This window comes from Daejeonella sp. (assembly GCF_030695525.1).
GTDB lineage: Bacteria > Bacteroidota > Bacteroidia > Sphingobacteriales > Sphingobacteriaceae > Daejeonella.
In genome coordinates, this window is sequence record NZ_JAUYSS010000008.1 from 29,551 (window position 1) to 47,352 (window position 17,802).

18 protein-coding genes are annotated in these 17,802 nt (G+C 40.2%); 6 read left to right on the forward strand and 12 right to left on the reverse strand.

The features are described 5' to 3' along the window. The first annotated feature begins 15 nt into the window (after positions 1-15). Positions 16-1,302, forward strand: coding sequence for a phosphoribosylamine--glycine ligase (purD, locus tag Q8S11_RS00650; protein ID WP_305660142.1), 1,287 nt, complete (start codon positions 16-18; stop codon positions 1,300-1,302). A 49-nt stretch (positions 1,303-1,351) separates the two neighbouring features. Here the strand turns inward: purD and Q8S11_RS00655 are convergent, their stop codons facing one another. Next, entirely contained in the window at positions 1,352-2,491 is a 1,140-nt protein-coding gene (locus Q8S11_RS00655; protein ID WP_305660143.1) for a TlpA disulfide reductase family protein, read from the reverse strand. Between the two features lie 154 nt (positions 2,492-2,645). Between Q8S11_RS00655 and Q8S11_RS00660 the strand changes: the two genes are divergently transcribed. After that, the gene (locus Q8S11_RS00660; protein ID WP_305660144.1) at positions 2,646-3,812 is read left to right on the forward strand and encodes a galactokinase; all 1,167 of its coding nucleotides are present in this window, start codon (positions 2,646-2,648) and stop codon (positions 3,810-3,812) included. A 181-nt stretch (positions 3,813-3,993) separates the two neighbouring features. Here the strand turns inward: Q8S11_RS00660 and Q8S11_RS00665 are convergent, their stop codons facing one another. From Q8S11_RS00665 to xylA, 9 genes are all read right to left on the reverse strand, one after another. Further along, positions 3,994-4,488, reverse strand: coding sequence for a GyrI-like domain-containing protein (locus tag Q8S11_RS00665; RefSeq protein ID WP_305660145.1), 495 nt, complete (start codon positions 4,486-4,488; stop codon positions 3,994-3,996). A gap of 36 nt (positions 4,489-4,524) precedes the next feature. After that, positions 4,525-4,920, reverse strand: a complete 396-nt coding sequence (locus Q8S11_RS00670; RefSeq protein WP_305660146.1) for a VOC family protein — start codon at positions 4,918-4,920, stop codon at positions 4,525-4,527. A gap of 6 nt (positions 4,921-4,926) precedes the next feature. Continuing rightward, positions 4,927-5,367, reverse strand: coding sequence for an SRPBCC domain-containing protein (locus Q8S11_RS00675; RefSeq protein WP_305660147.1), 441 nt, complete (start codon positions 5,365-5,367; stop codon positions 4,927-4,929). 72 nt (positions 5,368-5,439) lie between these two features. Beyond that, positions 5,440-6,015: a Crp/Fnr family transcriptional regulator gene (locus Q8S11_RS00680; RefSeq protein WP_305660148.1), complete on the reverse strand. Its 576-nt coding sequence runs from the start codon at positions 6,013-6,015 to the stop codon at positions 5,440-5,442. Positions 6,016-6,076: 61 nt separating this feature from the next. Continuing rightward, positions 6,077-6,994, reverse strand: coding sequence for a PLP-dependent cysteine synthase family protein (locus Q8S11_RS00685; protein ID WP_305660149.1), 918 nt, complete (start codon positions 6,992-6,994; stop codon positions 6,077-6,079). Positions 6,995-7,009: 15 nt separating this feature from the next. After that, on the reverse strand, positions 7,010-7,318 hold the full coding sequence (locus Q8S11_RS00690) for a helix-turn-helix transcriptional regulator (RefSeq protein ID WP_305660150.1): 309 nt from the start codon (positions 7,316-7,318) through the stop codon (positions 7,010-7,012). Continuing rightward, complete coding sequence (locus Q8S11_RS00695; protein WP_305660151.1) at positions 7,311-7,676, reverse strand: type II toxin-antitoxin system RelE/ParE family toxin; 366 nt, start codon at positions 7,674-7,676, stop codon at positions 7,311-7,313. The genes Q8S11_RS00690 and Q8S11_RS00695 overlap by 8 nt, the downstream gene beginning before the upstream one ends. A 150-nt stretch (positions 7,677-7,826) precedes the next feature. Beyond that, complete coding sequence (locus Q8S11_RS00700; RefSeq protein WP_305660152.1) at positions 7,827-8,171, reverse strand: DHCW motif cupin fold protein; 345 nt, start codon at positions 8,169-8,171, stop codon at positions 7,827-7,829. A gap of 19 nt (positions 8,172-8,190) precedes the next feature. After that, the gene (gene xylA, locus Q8S11_RS00705) at positions 8,191-9,522 is read right to left on the reverse strand and encodes a xylose isomerase (RefSeq protein WP_305660153.1); all 1,332 of its coding nucleotides are present in this window, start codon (positions 9,520-9,522) and stop codon (positions 8,191-8,193) included. A 305-nt stretch (positions 9,523-9,827) separates the two neighbouring features. Between xylA and Q8S11_RS00710 the strand changes: the two genes are divergently transcribed. Beyond that, positions 9,828-11,027: a prolyl oligopeptidase family serine peptidase gene (locus Q8S11_RS00710; protein WP_305660154.1), complete on the forward strand. Its 1,200-nt coding sequence runs from the start codon at positions 9,828-9,830 to the stop codon at positions 11,025-11,027. A 217-nt stretch (positions 11,028-11,244) separates the two neighbouring features. Here the strand turns inward: Q8S11_RS00710 and Q8S11_RS00715 are convergent, their stop codons facing one another. Together Q8S11_RS00715 and Q8S11_RS00720 are read right to left on the reverse strand one after the other, a co-directional pair. Next, a complete protein-coding gene (locus tag Q8S11_RS00715) occupies positions 11,245-12,717 on the reverse strand; it encodes a xylulokinase (protein ID WP_305660155.1) in 1,473 nt (490 codons plus the stop codon). 184 nt (positions 12,718-12,901) lie between these two features. Next, positions 12,902-14,083, reverse strand: coding sequence for a formimidoylglutamase (locus Q8S11_RS00720; protein WP_305660156.1), 1,182 nt, complete (start codon positions 14,081-14,083; stop codon positions 12,902-12,904). Positions 14,084-14,246: 163 nt separating this feature from the next. Between Q8S11_RS00720 and Q8S11_RS00725 the strand changes: the two genes are divergently transcribed. The 3 genes from Q8S11_RS00725 to Q8S11_RS00735 all read left to right on the forward strand — a co-directional run bounded on the left by Q8S11_RS00725 (position 14,247) and on the right by Q8S11_RS00735 (position 17,717). Then, positions 14,247-15,218, forward strand: coding sequence for an NAD-dependent epimerase/dehydratase family protein (locus Q8S11_RS00725; RefSeq protein ID WP_305660157.1), 972 nt, complete (start codon positions 14,247-14,249; stop codon positions 15,216-15,218). Between the two features lie 19 nt (positions 15,219-15,237). Then, positions 15,238-16,530: an HAD-IB family phosphatase gene (locus Q8S11_RS00730; protein ID WP_305660242.1), complete on the forward strand. Its 1,293-nt coding sequence runs from the start codon at positions 15,238-15,240 to the stop codon at positions 16,528-16,530. A 92-nt stretch (positions 16,531-16,622) separates the two neighbouring features. Then, positions 16,623-17,717, forward strand: coding sequence for a branched-chain amino acid aminotransferase (locus Q8S11_RS00735; protein WP_305660158.1), 1,095 nt, complete (start codon positions 16,623-16,625; stop codon positions 17,715-17,717). Positions 17,718-17,802 lie beyond the last annotated feature (85 nt).

Below are 17,802 nucleotides of genomic sequence, written 5' to 3' on the forward strand. Positions count from 1 at the left end.
CCCTATCTTTACAGCATGAATATTCTCTTACTTGGTTCGGGTGGTCGTGAATGTGCTTTTGCGTCCAAAATGGCAGAAAGCCCGCATTTATCACAGCTATATATCGCGCCTGGCAATGCGGGCACATCGGCCTATGGTAAGAATATAAATTTGAAATTAACGGATTTCGAAGGTATAGCTGCTTTTGTTCTGAAAAACAATGTTGAGATGCTTGTAGTGGGTCCTGAAGAGCCATTAGTAAAAGGAATTCATGATTTTTTTCTCGAGCGTAGCGATTTATCGCATATTCCGGTTATCGGTCCGCAGAAAGAGGGTGCTCAGCTAGAAGGGAGCAAGGATTTTTCAAAGCAGTTTATGATTAAACATGGCATTCCAACTGCTAAATTCAAATCATTCACAAAAGCTAGTCTTGAAGATGGTTTAAAATATCTTGAAACCCAGAAACTTCCGATCGTTTTAAAAGCTGATGGCTTAGCTGCCGGCAAAGGGGTTCTGATCTGTGAAACTCTGGAAGATGCAAAAACTGAATTAAAGGCTATGCTTGCTGATGCAAAATTCGGGGAAGCCAGCAGCACAGTGGTCATTGAAGAATTTTTAACAGGCATAGAGCTGTCTGTTTTTGTTTTAACGGATGGTATATCTTATAAAATTCTGCCTGAAGCCAAGGATTATAAACGGATTGGTGAAGGCGATACCGGATTAAATACGGGCGGCATGGGTTCGGTTTCTCCCGTTCCTTTTGCTGATGCTGCATTTATGCGCAAGGTAGAAGAGCGGGTCATCATCCCAACGATTGAAGGATTAAAAAAAGATAATATCCCTTACAAAGGATTCATATTTATTGGCTTGATGGCTGCAAGTTCTTCTGATGGCAAAGAGCCTTTTGTGATCGAGTACAATGTTCGTATGGGTGATCCCGAAACTGAGAGCGTAATTCCGAGAATTGAAAGCGATCTTATTGAGTTGTTCCTGGGTGTGGCTGAAGAAAATCTTTCTGAAAAAGAATTAATAATTTCCCAAAAATTTGCCGCAACGATAATGATTGTTTCGGGGGGATATCCGGGAGAGTACCTAAAAGGAAAAACTCTTTCAGGCATAGAAAACCTGAGAAACTCCGTTGCATACCATGCCGGAACAGAACTCGAAAACGGTGTTGTAAAGACCAATGGTGGCAGGGTAATCGCCATCACTTCATTACAGGATAATCTTTTTGATGCAGTTCAAAACGCTACTGCTGATGCAGGAAGGATCTATTTTGATGGCAGGTATTATCGTCCTGATATCGGCGCTGACCTGTTGTAGTTTTTTAATTTTTAACTCTTTATTGGTAAAAATTAACTAATTAGAAAATTTATTTCTTATTAGGAAATAGTTCATTTAATTTATCTAAAAGATCAGGTCCGCGAAGATCCCGCCCAATGATTTTTCCATTGGGGTCAAGAAGGAAATTTCTGGGAATACTGCTAATTCGGTACAATGTTGCCGCTTCACTTCCCCAATATTTCAGGTCAGAAACATGTTGCCAGTTCAGATTATCTTCACGGATCGCAGCAAGCCAGCTCTTTTTATCCCTGTCGAGGGAAACCCCGAAAACGGTAAATCCTTGATTCTTAAATTGCCTGTGTGCATTCACAACATTCGGGTTTTCCTGACGGCAAGGCGCGCACCATGCCGCCCAGAAATCAAGCAAAACATATTTGCCTTTTAATGAAGATAGCGGAATCGCTTTGCCGGAAGTATCGGATAATGCGAATTCTGGAGCAAATGCGCCCACTGAGGTTTTCTTTTCAGAATCGATATAATCCTTTACCAGTTTGGCAGTTGAACTGCTTTGTATTCCTGAACTAAGACTACTCAGCAGGCTATCGGCTTCAAAGAAATTAAATTTGCTGCCGGCGATACTCGGAATCAGTAAGATCGATGCGAAAGCTGAGGGATTCTCTTTTACAAAAGAACGCTGAAACTCTATTAATTCCCTGTTAGCATTCCTGAATGGAATCCGATACAGGGCGGCTATAGAATCAGGAGAAATTCCCGCCTGCGATTTCAGTTCAGCCTCATTTCCAATTTGGTTTAACTTTTCAAAATAAGGCACCTGTCCAGAACTTAATCGTTCCATATCATCCTGTGCTTTTGAACCGCTTACAAGCGCATCATTAAGTCCTCCTTTGATCAGAACAGAGATACTACCATTGTCAAGAATGAACTGCTTTGATTTAGCCGGGTCCTTTTTATAATCCTGATCTATTGAAAGAAAAACGGGAACAGGCTCGTTGAAAGCTCCTTTTATGCTGAATTTACCGTCAATAACATCTACTTTTTGAACCTTCGGCTTCACATTGCTGAAAAAGGAACTTTCAGTGAAATAGAGGCTTTTGATCTCCGGGTTAGAGACCGTGCCATTTATGAAGTAGGAAGCCTGCTGGGCAAAACTGATCAGCGGACAAACAAGAAGTATTGTAAAATATATAATGTATTTGAAAATTCTCATGTGCTAAAAAACGTTAATCCTGCAAAATTAGTACTTATTAAAGGATAATTTCCTTTATTATTGGATGTGACATGAATTTCAGTATTTTCAATAGGCTCAAAAAATAATCCCATCCCGGATTAAATCCGGGACAGGGAAATTAAGAATGATAAAAATGAATGACCCAATCAGAGATTATCCAAAAAGCATCCGAAATAAATTCAAAGAACTATTTGAGCAGGAGGCCCTGATCATCCGTTCGCCGGGCAGGATTAACCTGATTGGAGAGCATCTCGATTATAATATGGGTTTCGTATTGCCTGCAGCAATCAATAAAGCAATCTGGTTGGGTATACAGAAACGGGATGACAATATGATAAACATGTACTCGCTTGATTATGATGACAATTACCGCAGTAATATACATGATATCACTCCATCAGGTAAATTATGGCCGGATTATATTCTGGGAGTCGTTGATCAAATTAAAAAATCACATTCTTTAAAGCATGGCTTTAATCTGGTGTTTGGCGGAGATATACCAGCCGGTGCAGGATTATCATCCTCTGCAGCCCTGGAATGTGCTATGGCCTATGCATTGAATGAACTCTTCGGACTTGATTATGAAAAAATCGATCTGGTAAAAATCGGACAAGCAGCAGAAAATGAATTTGTGGGGGTAAAATGTGGCATCATGGATCAGTTTGCGAGTATTTTTGGCAAAAAAGAGCATCTGATCCGGCTGGATTGCCGGAGTTTGGAATATGTTTATGTGCCATTCCATGCTAAAGACATTAAAATTTTGCTGTTTGATACGAGAGTAAAACATTCTCTGGCAGATTCGGCGTATAATCAACGCCGGGAGCAATGCGAAAAAGGAGTGAGCCTTGTACAAGAATACCACCCCGAAGTTAAAAGTCTGAGGGATGCTAATCAGGTGATGCTTGATTCTTATGTAAAAACTGTTGATGAAACTGTTTATCGCAGATGTACCTATGTAGTTTCAGAGATCAAACGACTTTTGAACGGATGCGAAGATCTCGAAAAGGATGATCTGATCAGCTTTGGCAAACGGATGTTTCAAACCCATGCCGGCTTAAAGGATCTTTATGAAGTTAGCTGCAGTGAACTCGATCTGCTGGTTGATCTGGTCAAGGACAATCCCGATGTGATTGGAGCCCGGATGATGGGTGGAGGTTTCGGAGGTTGTACGATCAATCTGGTAAAGTCAGAAGCAATTAGGGGTCTGATCAAAAAAGTTTCTGATGCTTACTTATCCAAAACAGGAACTGAAATGCTGGTTTATGAGGTAGAGATTGAGGAGGGAACGAGAATTAGTTGAGAATGGAGAGTGGAGAATTGATAATTAAATTCAGTGCTTACAGATAATATGAATGTGCAGTTTAGCTGTTCGACATGTTCCGAAGGGCATGTCGAATACCCAGATAATCTGGATTTGCAATCCAGAATTATAGAAAAATCTATTTAATCAAAATACTTCAAAAACAGATCTGATCTAAGGGCTATATTATTTTCACGGGAATCCAGATCTCTTCTTCAGATTCAGGATCTTCATTTTTGTACTTATCGCCCAATAATTCGAAATGAGGTCTGGTATCCAACTGATATTCAGATTGCGGTATCCATTCTGAGAAGATGTATTGAAAAATACCCGGGTCAGTACCTGGACCATTATAATTAAAAACGGCATACAAACCGGCATTCAAATTGAATGTTTCCATCCCAACAGGAACATTTTCAAAATCCCGGACTTCTACAGCAGCCCATTTTTCAAATGTTGTTGCTGGATTAAAGTTCAGGAAATAATCTGTGGGGTAGACCTGCATAGAGTATAAATCAGGAGTCTTAATACTGAAAATCTCTTTTCTGCGAGGCATGAAAGTAGCCCACAACATTCCGGTAAGGTTATTTGTTAAAGACATCATCCTATGGACACCAATTAGTTTTCTTTCAGACATATCTCTGATCTGTGGTTCAGGGTATTTTTTAGGTTTCATTCCTATCCGGGTAATCAAAGTTGATTTTAAGAATATTTAATCAGAAATGTAAATACCGTCAAATAAAACTATCCGCCAGTTATCCGGATCTTCAAATGTTTGACTCTTACCAATCCAATACGGATTTTCTGGCGGTACAGGCAGAACATTAAGATTGACAAATCTTTCTACCGCCCTTATATACTTATTATGATCATCATAATAAAAAACCAGAAGGTTTTCATTTGATGGATTGGGCAAAGAAGCCTTATTGATATGCTGCGTGAATTCCAAATGATAACTACTGCCCGGCATACCCAGCATTGCACCATCATAGCCCTCGTGTCCCGTAAAACTTCCTATTACTTCAAACCCCAATCCCTCAGTATAAAACCTGATTACTGCTTCCAGGTTATTTGTTGGTCTGGCAACCCTTAATTGTACTGCTTCCATATCATATTATTTTGTTATTTCTTCCGCTTTCTGCTTAAGCGCCTGGTTCATTGCAATAAAATTAGCCCTTGTATCCTCCCCGATCTTCTTTAGAATTGCTGAACTTAATATTCCTGAAAAATCCTCAGCATGAATGAGTTTTACCTGCCCTTGCGCTAACTCTTCAATCTGGAAATAGTGCCGGCCATCAAATAACCCTTTGAAAAACAGACTTCCCAACCAGGCAAAGGACTTCCCGGAATCCAGTTCAACAATTACCGGCTTGAAAACGAATATCTTATCCCCATTCTTTAAGGTATTTTTTAGTCTGCTGCCTTTTTCCAATTTTCCACTTATACCTACGATAAATGGATTCCAATCCTGATAAGATCCAAAATCAGTTAATATGCTCCATACCGTTTCAGAGGTCGCATTAATGATAATTTCTGTTCTGATGCTTTTGTTCATTTTAGATTTAATTTAATGAAACAAAGGTAATTGGGGCTCCGGGACAATCTCATTAACATTTGTAAAGAAAAACTACTCTCTCAACAACCTTTTCCGAATCCGACTCAGGGAAACTGGTGTAATACCTAAAAATGAGGCAATAATATAATGAGGCACTCTAAGGAGGAGATCGCCATGTTGTTTTTCAAATTTCCTGTACCTCTCTTCAGGACTATCCAAGATATAAGAAGAGAGGATTTGTTGTGCATTTATGAATCGCTGTTCCGCAACCTTTCTTGCCAGGATATTCATCTTTAGAATTCGCTCGTATAATTTATTCAAATCCTGATAATTAATTACCAAAAGGTCAGAATCTTCGAGTGTTTCAAGTGTCTGTATACCTGGACTTTGCTTTAAAAAGCTGTCATAACAACTTGCAAACAGTTTTTCTTTAAAAATGTAGGCAGTTATATCTGATCCGTCTTTTGTATAAAACAAGCGGAGTAGGCCTTTATTAATAAAATAAAGCTCCCTGGCAATTTTCCCCTCTTCACTAAGTTTAAACTTTCTGGGAACCTGGCGATAAGTAAAATGACTTTCTATTATTTGCTTCTCATCTGGAGTAAAGCTGCAGAATTGGGACGTAGCTTCGTAAAAATACTGAAACATTGTTTATTGAGATTAAGGCAAGGATATTAATCTTATTAAATATAGAGTTAATTAAACCAATCTAATCACTGTATTTATAACCCGAATCACAAAGCACGGTGACAACATTCAGCGCTAGTTCCTTTGCCAACAAATACTTCTGAGCCGCAATTGCATTCGCTGCTGCTGAATAACCCACATATAAACCCTGATCTGAGGATAATCTCTTTTTCATATCCCTTACCTCCTCATCACTTACTGTAATAAAATCATCTGCCAATGCCTCATCCCAATGCGGCGGTATCAGTCCGTAGGCAGTACCCTGAATAATATGCTTTGGATCATCAACTTTTCCTGTCTTCAGGATCGCTGCCTTCTCTGGTTCAACAGCAATGCATTTGATGTCTGGATTGACTGATTTCAGGTATTTCGAAGTCCCGACGAATGTCCCACCACTACCAACAGATGCGATAAAAACATCAGCATCAGGTAAATCCCGCAGAATTTCAGGTCCGGTATGATTAAAATGTGCTCTAATACAGGATGGATTATTGAACTGATCTGCATAGAATGCATTCCTGTTATGAGCAATATCTTTTGCAACATCGACAGCCAGGGCAATATCAGCACCGGTTACCATTCCGGGACTACCATCAACCTGTTTGGTCAGAACGATCTCTGCTCCAAAAGCACTCAGGATCTTTCTGCGTTCGGGACTGTTCCCTTCCGACATCACAGCAATAAATGGATTTCCAAACTGCCTGCAAACCAAAGCCAGACCGGCACCCATATTCCCGCTGGTCATTTCCACAACAGTTTGCCCTCTTTTCAAACTCCCATTCTCATAGGCATCCAGAATAATCTGATAAGCTGCCCGGTCTTTTACACTTCCTCCCGGCTGTAAATGCTCTGCCTTGGCATAGATCTTTCCGGGCAAAGCAGCGCTGATCTTGTCGAGGAAGATTAATGGGGTGTTGTGGATGAGGTTTAGGGTGCTCAAGGGTTTCCAGACTCACTAATTTTTCATTTCCACACTAAAGCAAATCTTCGCATTTAGTGCTTTGAAAACTTTCAAGATTGTCTCTACCCGGGCATCAGTCAGACTGTTTTCAAGTTTGGAGATTTGAGCTTTTTGTACCCCGACCAGCTTGCCCAACTCTTCTTGTGTTAATTTACGATCTAATCGTGCCTGTTTTATCGCTTCTCCTAAAAGGTCGAGACGCAATTCATTTTCAAAAGCTTCGCGCCTGGGTGTTCCCGCTTGACCGATATGTTTATCAGTGATTTCCTCGAGAGAAAAAGTTTTCAAGCCTTGATTACTCATTTTTGGGTGTATTGAGTGAAAAATATAGTTTTCTCAAACTTTCTGCTTTAATCAGATCAGCCTGAGGCGTTTTTTGTGATTTTTTAATAATTCCATGGGTACAAATAATGAGAGTTTCTGCACTCATACGCTTGTCCCAAAATGCAAAAAGCCGGTATTGTATATTCTTGTAAAGAGTTCTAAACTCCCAGACCTCATCGTTTAGCTTTTTAAAGAGCTCCCTATCATATGAATATCGAGCTTTTGTGATATTGTAAATGATTTTGACCCTGATTTTCTCATCCAGAAGTTCGAGAAATTCAGCCGCCTCTTCCAAAAATTCAACACGAAACTTTGGCTTCTGTAAATTATTATTCAAAGATAAAAGTTTCTTATTAAGGAAACAAACTATTTCCTTAATAAAGCTTCTATTAAAAAAGAAAAAGACGAAAAATAAGTGTTTAAAGGATGGTACTAATTAGTTATCGGTAAGAATTATAATCATGAGAGTGCATGCCATCTGCCGAAATTAATCAGTTTTCAAAAAATCACCATCCACGATAAGCAGTTTAACACCATTCTCAGTAACAGAACGATGCGAACTCAATTCATCCGAAACTACATAAGTGCCCCCTTTTTCGAGTTTAACGAGTTCACCGGTATTTAGCTCAGAGACAAACACTCCTTCCAGGCAATGAACTATATGCCCTTTCTGACACCAATGGTCTGCCAGATAACCTTTTGAATACTCAACTAAGCGAATCCGAAGTCCGGGAAACTGAATGGTCTGCCAATAAGCGGTCCCGCTTTCACCCTGGTGCTCGGTTTTTTCAATAGCTGACCAGTTGATTGTTTGGAAAGGGATCTGGCTCATTTTGGTAATCTGCCCCTTCTTAAATATACCTGTTCACCAGGTTCTCCAGATACTCCTGCTTTCCACTCCTAACTTCCGGTTCACCCATCTCAAGAGCAAGGTTTCTCAGATCTTCAAGTGTCAGCTTTCCTGCTTCAAAATCTTTGCCTTTCCCCGAATCAAAAGAGGCATAACGATCCTGGCGGATCTTTTTATAATCCGAGTGCTTTAAAATATTATCAGCAGCAATCAGGGCACGGGCAAAAGTGTCCATACCGCCGATGTGAGCATAAAATAAATCGGCAGGATCAGTTGAATTTCTGCGGATCTTGGCATCAAAATTAATACCTCCGCCACCAAAACCTCCGGCTTCAATGATTACCAGCATCGCTTCTGTCAGTTCATTAATATTATTTGGGAACTGGTCGGTATCCCATCCATTTTGATAATCACCCCGGTTCGCATCGATCGATCCAAGCAAGCCCGCATCGGCACTCACCTGCAGTTCATGCTGAAAAGTATGTCCTGCCAATGTTGCATGGTTAACCTCAATATTCAGTTTAAAATCATCCATCAGATCATACTGACGGAGGAAACTGATTACAGTAGCGGCATCGTAATCATACTGATGTTTACTTGGCTCACAGGGTTTTGGTTCAATGAAGAAAGTACCTTTAAATCCATTTTTACGCGCATAATCCCTTGCCATGTGCAGAAATTTAGCGAGATGCTCCTGCTCACGTTTCATATCGGTATTCAGCAGACTCATATATCCCTCACGCCCACCCCAGAACACGTAATTCTCACCATTGAGGGCAATAGTGGCATCCAGCGCTGCCTTTACCTGTGCCCCGGCATGGGTGAGGACATGAAAATCAGGATTAGTCGAGGCTCCGTTCATATAACGGCGATGAGAGAAAAGGTTGGCAGTGCCCCAGAGCAATTTCACTCCGCTGGCCTTTTGTTTTTCTTTTGCATAAGCAGTAATTGCCTGCAGTCGGCGCTCATTTTCTAAAACATCCTTGCCATAATCTACCACATCCACATCATGAAAACAGTAATATGGCAGATTCATCTTGGTAATAAACTCAAAGGCCGCATCCATTTTATCTTTTGCACGTTCAAGCGCATCACTTTTGGTATCCCATTGAAAAATATGGGTTGGCTCTCCGAAAGGATCTGATCCATTTCCAACAAATGAATGCCAGTAGGCACAGGCAAAACGCAGGGTTTCCTTCATTGTTTTCCCGGCAATAATCCTGTTTTCATCATACCAGCGAAATGCCAATGGATTATTGGATTCTGGCCCTTCATATTTTATCTGGCCTATGCCATTGAAAAATTCTTTATCTCCTGTTATGATATTTGCCATTCTGAAATTTTTACGTTTTCGAATTTATAGAATTAAATAAGAATTGGAGAAAAACAAAAGAACAAATCTTCGGCATGACAATGTATCCGTCATTCCGAACGCAGAGAGGAATCTCGAACCTATGAGCATAGTTAGTATTTACAGTTCTTTTTAACAGATCCCTCCTCGCGGCAAAATTTTTGAATAGAAAACTATTGTAATCGCTTGTCTGGATTGACGGTAATACATTAAGTTCCCGTTCGATGATAAAAACCTATATTTAGAATCATATTTATCATTCCGGACAGCCTCAATAAACACATCTCATGAAAGCATATCTATTAACCTGCCTTAGCCTGATCATTTGCCTTCAGCTTCATGCTCAAAATCATGAAGAATCAAACTATGACGAGTCCAAAGTACCAGCATATACCCTACCGGATGTTCTTAAAGCAAGTGATAATAATACTATAAAAAATAAGAGGACTTGGGAAAAGATAAGAAGACCTGAAGTGCTGACTTTATTCGAAGATAATATTTACGGACAGGTCCCTAAGTCTTTTGAAGATATCCGGTTTTCTGTCCTTAGCGAGGATAAAAGCAGTATGAATGGCAAAGCGCACCGCAAAGAAGTTCTGATTGAGGTGTTTAACAAAAATAAAAGTGTAAAAATCAATCTTGTGCTTTTTACTCCCAATAATGCTTCAAAGCCGGCTCCTGCATTTTTACTGATCAACAATCGGGGCAAGGAGAATACCGACCCCAGCCGAAAGATAATAAGCGAATTCTGGCCTGCAGAAGTAGTGATTGATGCAGGTTATGCCATTGCAGCTTTTCATGTGAGTGATCTTGCACCGGATAATAAGGATGAATTTATAAATGGGGTAATGCAATTATACCCCGAACAATTAAAGGCTGATAATGGCATGCGTGCCATCGGCGCCTGGGGATGGGGAGCCAGCCGGGTGATGGATTATTTTGAAACGGATTCACAAATCGATAAAAAGAGGGTTGCACTTACCGGACATTCACGAGGCGGGAAGGCCTCTTTATGGGCAGCAGCACAGGATCAGCGTTTTGCAATGTGTATTACAAACTGCTCTGGAAGTACAGGAGCGGCACTTGCCCGCAGACAATTTGGAGAAAGGGTAAGAAGGATCAATACTTCATTCCCTCATTGGTTCAACACCAATTATAAAAAATACAATGATCATGAAGAGCTTTTGCCTGTTGATCAGCATATGCTCATCTCTCTAATCGCTCCCCGCCCTGTTTATGCAACGAATGCTTCCGAAGATCTCTGGGCTGATCCTACAGGCACTTTTCTGTCCCTGAAAAACGCGGAAGGTGTTTATAGTTTGTATGGTTTAAAATCAAAATTACCGGAGGTTCCTCCGGGCTTGAATACCCCTGTTATTGAATCTCCTCTGGCCTATCATAACCGGGAAGGAAAACATGATATGACTGTGTACGACTGGACGCAGTTTATAAGGTTTGCTGATTATCATTTTGGGAAGGGGAGGTAGGCTTGTCATCAGCCTTGGGCTGAGCTCTTATGTTTCGGCACAAACTTTCATCCCGGCCTGCCGTCATCCTAAACGCAGTGAAGGATCTCTAACCTAAAGCACTGAATTAATTTTAAGTACATGCTCATTGGCAACAGATCCCTCCACGCGGCATGATATCTATACATAATTACGATTTTCAACGCGTGTCGGGATGACGGAATACTACGAAGCAAGCCTACAAATGTCCCCGCAGCAATTCTTTCCACTCCTGGTATACCACTTCATAATCTTCTGATTTTTGAGGTTCAATTTTGCGAAGCGGTTTCAAATTTGAAAATGCATTTTCAGTACTGAATTCTCCAACACCAATCCCTGCTCCGATCGCTGCTCCGATACTTCCTTCATTGGAATACAATTCTACCGGAACCCCGCAGGAATTAACAAATGCTTCAATAAAAAGTTCACTTGAAAACATATTGGCTTTACCGGCACGAATGAGTCCGGGTTTCATGCCGTTCTCACGCATAATGTCTAGTCCGTAACGAAAAGCAAAGGCTATACCTTCCTGGACAGCCCTAAAAATATGTGCCCGGCTATGCAGGTTCAGGTCGATATGATGGAAATGAGCACCGATATTCTTATTTTTAAGCATGCGCTCTGCTCCATTTCCAAAAGGCAATATCCTCAGTCCATTACTACCCAGGCTGATGGCTGTGGCTTCAGCATTCATCGTATCATAAGCAATCTCCGGAGCAATTACATCTCTCGTCCAGCGATTCAGAATGCCGGTTCCATTGATGCAAAGCAATACCCCGATTCGCTTTTGTTCATTCGAAAAATTAACATGAGCAAAGCTGTTAATCCGTGATTGCTGATCACACGTTAATTGATCTGAAACCCCATAAATCACCCCGGAGGTCCCACCATTGGCCGCAACTTCACCCGGTTTTAAAACGTTCAGGGAAAGAGCATTATTGGGCTGATCTCCTGCCTTATAGCTTACAGGAATACCCTGTTTTAATGAAAGCCTGGCAGCAATTTCAGCACTCAGGCTACCATGATCAGAAAATACAGGCTGAATCTCAGGGAAAATATCTTCAGGGAAGCCATAATGATTTAAAACATCCTTTGAAAGTTCATTCCTGGTAAAATCCCAGAATACACCTTCCGAAAGAGATGAAACGCTGATATTGATCTCCCCGCTAAGCTTCATCCCGATAAAATCTCCGGGAAGCATCACTTTATAGACCTTTTCGAAAATTTCAGGCTCATTTTGCTTCACCCAGGCCAGCTTTGAAGCTGTAAAATTTCCAGGAGAATTAAGCAGATCGTTCAGGCATTTTTCTTCACCAATCGTCTGAAATGCATTACTACCGATCTCCACTGCCCGGCTGTCGCACCAGATGATCGAATTCCGGAGTACCTTTTTCTCTTTATCAACCAATACCAGTCCATGCATTTGATAGGCAATTCCAATTGCCCCTACAGCTTTCGGATCGTACAATCCGGTGGAATTTGCCTTAATAATTGCCTGCTGAACATTTTCCCACCATATTTCAGGCGATTGTTCCGCCCATCCGGGATGTTCAGCTATGATCGCAGTTTCAAATTCAGGATATTGAACCGTACACAGGCATCCCTGAGTTTGAGAATCAATAACAGATACTTTAATTGATGAAGTGCCGAGGTCGATACCGAGTAGTAGCATGCTGGTTGTTAGTGGTTAGTAACTGGTTGGTAAGATCGAATCATTTCAAATTTATCGTTAATTTCTTTACTCTTTGATCCTTGTTCATTAATCCAATTAATATTCAGGAAGGTTCCATTATGAGCAATTGATTTGACTGGAACAATAAAATAAAACTTAAAACCTACAACTTAAAACTTAAAACTCAAATAAGCTTTTGATACGTCCTCCACCATAAATCAGGCATCTCACCTGAATTGGCCGTCTGATAATCTTCATAACGGCAGGGTACCAGGTGATGCCTTTCATTCTTTGACTTGCCGGCAGGATAGGGAACCTGCATCCACCAGCGATTTGATTTTTTGCTTTTTACAAAGACCAGCTCATGAGAACCATCCTTAAGTCCGGCTCTATAGGTGATATACTGAGATTTAGGTAATAAAGGAAATTCCTTTTTCCTGTTATAAAATCCCTCCACAAAATACCAAACCATCTGAGCCAGTAACATTGCTGTCTGTCCGTTCAAATCATAAGCCGGATTATACTCATAAAATCCTATCGAAGAAAGCTTGTCATTCATACCGGCATACCTGGCGATCTGGCATGCATTCTCTCCATAAAATCCATTTGGAGTAGCGTTAGCATTTCCGGCAGCATCCGAAGAACGAATTGCAGAAATATCAATACTGATCATATTCGCATTGCGGATCACAGGCTCAGCAAGATTGATATTACCTGCAAAATCACCCAGGCGATGTACATCAAAATAGAGCTTATCCATCAGCTTCAGGCTTTCCTGATTAACATAGAAGGTCTGGTATCCGATATTGCTGAAATTAAAAAGAAAATTAGGTTCGTGTAAAAAAATCTTGTTGAGATAGGAAATTGAGGTAGTTTCAACAGTTCCATCTATGTTATCATCAAGATCAAAGTGCGAATCAACGACCAGGAGATCAACTTTCTGTTCCAGTTCCTCATAAGCCATGAACTGAGGATATGTCAGATCCTGACCACCGCCAATTATTACAGGTAAGATGTTCCTTTTGATCAGTTCAGCAACTAAAAGTTTTAGAGCAACATAAGTATCTGAAACCTTATGCCCGGCACGGATATTACCAAGGTCAACGATACGGGTGTTATAATTACCCTCATTAAGCTCATAAAATTTTTTTCTGAACGCATCAGGAGCGAGGGCTGTACCAATATTATTGATCGAATTCCTGTCCTCCAGCACACCAATCAGTGCAATATCAAAAAGCCCACTGTCGAGATCTGGAAAATCATCATGGAAGGCAACGATCTTAGATCCTAAATGACTTGTATAAAAACCATTTTCTGGGCTAATGGAATCTAAATCAAGCGGACTAAGAAAATCGGATAATGACATAATAATTGTTCCTGTAATTTAATTGACAATTTTATAATTGAATAGCCCCCGATTAATTTTGCTTTATACAAAATTGAAGAAGAATCAGATAATTGAGAACAGACTCAAAGCAAATATCAGTTTATTCAGTTACTTTTGAAAGCATTAAAAAAAATTCATCCGGATGATTTTAGTTACCGGCGCTACCGGTTTTTTAGGTTCAGAATTAATCAGCCAATTGCTGCTCAGAGGGGAAAAGATCAGGGCAATCAAGCGGGATACTTCGCAGATACCCCAAATTTTAGCAGATAAAACAGATATCGAGTGGTTCAACGCTAATATTCTTGATTATTTTGCACTAAGCGAGGCTTTGGAAGGAATCAGTAGCGTATATCATTGTGCTGCGCTTATCTCTTTCCATCCTAAAGACAAAAAAGAGATGTTAAAAGTGAATGTTGAAGGCACTGCCAACCTCCTCAACATCTGCATGGAAAAGCATATCAGACGCTTATTACATGTGAGTTCAATTTCGGCTATCGGTGAGAGCAAAAAAGGCAATCTGATCACAGAAAAAGATCATTGGGAGTTTGGACCGGGTCAAAGTGCTTATTCAATTTCAAAATATAAGAGTGAAATGGAGGTTTTCAGAGCGGTAGCAGAAGGCTTAAATGCCGTCATCGTAAACCCCTCAATCATTATCGGCAAAAATGCAGGTAAAGAAGGCAGTGGTCAGCTCTTTGAATCAATCAGAACCGGTCTGAATTATTTTCCGGGTGGAAGTTGCGGCTATGTTGACGTAGCAGATGTTGCCGAAGCTATGATCCTTTTAATGGAAAGCAATATTTCTGACCAACGTTTCATAATCAATTCAGAAAACCTGACTTATAAAGAATTTTTTTCAAGCATTGCTATGAAACTTGGAAAAGAACCGCCTGCCATAGCATTAAAACCATGGATGATGTATATGGCCTGGCTGGTAAGTCGGGTAATTACATTATTAACGGGTAGAAGATTTGGTCTAAATGCAGAAACCGTTCGCAGTGCATTCAAAAAGCAGACCTATTCTAATGAAAAAATAAAAAAGGCTATAAATTTTAATTTTAAACCCGTTGATGAATCTATCAGCGAAATTTGCCTGCACCTTAAAAATAGTTAATACCCTAATTCATACAGCATTGAAGCAGTTTTATATCATCGATTTCGACAGTACATTTACCCAGGTAGAGGCATTGGATGAACTGGCACGTATCTCATTAATGAACCATCCCGACAGGGAGAATATTTATAAAAAAATTGAAGATCTGACCAATGCCGCGATGGAAGGTAAAATGTCGTTTCGTGAAAGCCTGACCGGACGAGTACAGTTGCTGGAAGCAGATCGCAGCCATTTAAAGCAATTGGTTAGCCTGCTGAAAAAGAAAGTTTCTTCCTCTTTCTCCCGCAATAAAACATTCTTCAAAAAACATACAGATTCAGTTCTTATTGTTTCGGGTGGATTTAAAGAATTTATAACACCTGTTGTGCTTCCCTATCATATCCGAAAGGAAAATATTTATGCCAATACCTTTGTTTTTGATGAGGCTGGAAAGATTATTGGTTATGATGAAAATAACCCGCTTTCAAATGAAGGAGGAAAGGTTAAACTATTGAAAGAACTTGATCTAAAGGGTGATATCTACGGAATCGGCGACGGACATTCCGATTTTCAGCTGAAGGAATTTGGGATGATCAAAAAATTCTATGCTTTTACCGAGAATATCGAACGTAAGACTGTTGCTGAAAAAGCCGATCATGTTACTCCTAGTTTTGATGAATTCCTGTATGTCAATAATTTACCCAGAGCCATTTCTTATCCTAAAAACAGGATTCTTTGTCTGGTGATAGGAGATGTACCTGATCTGGCTATTCAAACTTTAAAAAAGGATGGGTTTTCTATTCGCCATAAAAAAACTTTTGAAGAAAAATATGTACCTGATGTTGGGATGATGCTTCTGGCTAATGGTGAATTGCTTGAAAGACAAAAACTGGAACGTGCAGCAAAACTGAAGACCATCGGATATCTTGGAAACAGTGAACCGAAGCTCTCTCATGGCTTATGTACTGATATGGGCATTGTTATTTTTGACGATCCGAAGAACAACCCCAGGAATCCCGAATTTATTGCCAAAAGGATGATTAATTTTATCAACCATGGCCATACTTATGTAAGTGCTAACTTTCCTAATCTTCAGCTTCCGCGGATTTCGGGAGCTCATCGTTTGATTCATATCCACAAAAATATGCCAGGTATTATGGCTCAGATCAATAAGGTTTTTGCGGATCATCAGATCAATATTGTAGGGCAATACCTGATGACCAACCCAAGCATAGGATATGTCATTACTGATGTGAGTGATGAGTATGATAAAAAAGTTTTGAAGGCTCTGAAGCAGATTGATCATACAATTAAGTTCAGAATACTTTATTAAGCTGAAAGCAAAAAGCTCAAAGCCGAAAGCAGCTTAAATACGGTTTTTCGACAAAAATCATTAAATTGCCAACCTGATTAAATTTTAATACTGTGTCTGATAAATTAAATATTTCCATTACAAAAACAGCCCAATCACGTTTGGCTGATGTTGATTTCGATAATTTACCCTTTGGAAAGACTTTTTCCGACCATATGTTCATTGCGGATTACAGCGATGGGGAATGGAAGGACTTCAGGATTGTGCCTTATGGAGAGATCTGTTTCAGTCCGGCAATATCTTCCCTTCATTACGGACAAGCATTTTTTGAAGGTATAAAAGCCTATAAACATGCTGACGGAAAAGTCAGCATTTTCCGTCCTGATAAAAATGCAGAACGTTTTAACCTTTCTGCACAACGTTTATGTATGCCTGAACTTCCGGTTGATATCTTTTTAAAGAGTCTTGAAACATTGGTTGATCTGGACAGGGACTGGGTTCCCTCTAAAGCAAATCATAGTCTCTATATCAGGCCATTTATGTTTGCCACTGATCCTTATTTAGGTGTAACACCTTCATCTACTTACAAATACATCGTTTTAACCGGTCCGGTTGGTCCGTATTTTTCAAAGAACCTGAAGGTAAAAGTAGAAACCTATTATTCAAGAGCAAGTGATGGCGGATTCGGCTTTGCTAAAGCTGCAGGAAATTATGGTGGGTCTATGCTTCCGGCAATGAAAGCTACTCAGGAAGGTTTTGACCAGTTAATATGGACAGATTCGAAAGAACACGCATATGTTGAAGAATTGGGAGCTGCTAATATTATGTTCATGATGGATGGAAAATTAATAACTCCCTCTACCAGGGATACCATTTTGAAAGGCGTAACCCGTGATACCGTTTTAACTTTGGCAAAAAGTTGGAACATCGGAATTGAAGAACGCAGAATCTCGGTTGAGGAGATTATTAAAGGAATTAAAGAAGGTCGGATTACTGATGCATTTGGTGTTGGAACAGCCGCGACAATTGCGCATATAGCTGAAATCGGCCATGAAGGCGAACTCTATACCCTTCCTGACCCGGCAAAACGGGTATTCTCTAACCGTGTACTCGACACTTTGAATGACTTAAGATATGGTCGTTCAGTTGATGAACATGGGTGGAATTTTGCGGTCCGGTCCGGGTCAAGCCAAATGTCATTAAGTTAAGGTTGAGTTCAACCCTATTAATTGCTCTTTCGATTCTTCGGGGTCGGCTAATCTATTATGACATGTGGCCTCTACAGGCCAAATG

Excerpts from the sequence above, each read along its gene's own strand:
- purD (WP_305660142.1), top strand. The coding sequence starts at position 16 with ATGAATATTCTCTTACTTGGTTCGGGTGGTCGTGAATGTGCTTTTGCG.
- Q8S11_RS00655 (WP_305660143.1), bottom strand. The coding sequence starts at position 2,491 with ATGAGAATTTTCAAATACATTATATATTTTACAATACTTCTTGTTTGT.
- Q8S11_RS00660 (WP_305660144.1), top strand. The coding sequence starts at position 2,646 with ATGAATGACCCAATCAGAGATTATCCAAAAAGCATCCGAAATAAATTC.
- Q8S11_RS00665 (WP_305660145.1), bottom strand. The coding sequence starts at position 4,488 with ATGAAACCTAAAAAATACCCTGAACCACAGATCAGAGATATGTCTGAA.
- Q8S11_RS00670 (WP_305660146.1), bottom strand. The coding sequence starts at position 4,920 with ATGGAAGCAGTACAATTAAGGGTTGCCAGACCAACAAATAACCTGGAA.
- Q8S11_RS00675 (WP_305660147.1), bottom strand. The coding sequence starts at position 5,367 with ATGAACAAAAGCATCAGAACAGAAATTATCATTAATGCGACCTCTGAA.
- Q8S11_RS00680 (WP_305660148.1), bottom strand. The coding sequence starts at position 6,015 with ATGTTTCAGTATTTTTACGAAGCTACGTCCCAATTCTGCAGCTTTACT.
- Q8S11_RS00690 (WP_305660150.1), bottom strand. The coding sequence starts at position 7,318 with ATGAGTAATCAAGGCTTGAAAACTTTTTCTCTCGAGGAAATCACTGAT.
- Q8S11_RS00700 (WP_305660152.1), bottom strand. The coding sequence starts at position 8,171 with ATGAGCCAGATCCCTTTCCAAACAATCAACTGGTCAGCTATTGAAAAA.
- xylA (WP_305660153.1), bottom strand. The coding sequence starts at position 9,522 with ATGGCAAATATCATAACAGGAGATAAAGAATTTTTCAATGGCATAGGC.
- Q8S11_RS00710 (WP_305660154.1), top strand. The coding sequence starts at position 9,828 with ATGAAAGCATATCTATTAACCTGCCTTAGCCTGATCATTTGCCTTCAG.
- Q8S11_RS00715 (WP_305660155.1), bottom strand. The coding sequence starts at position 12,717 with ATGCTACTACTCGGTATCGACCTCGGCACTTCATCAATTAAAGTATCT.
- Q8S11_RS00720 (WP_305660156.1), bottom strand. The coding sequence starts at position 14,083 with ATGTCATTATCCGATTTTCTTAGTCCGCTTGATTTAGATTCCATTAGC.
- Q8S11_RS00725 (WP_305660157.1), top strand. The coding sequence starts at position 14,247 with ATGATTTTAGTTACCGGCGCTACCGGTTTTTTAGGTTCAGAATTAATC.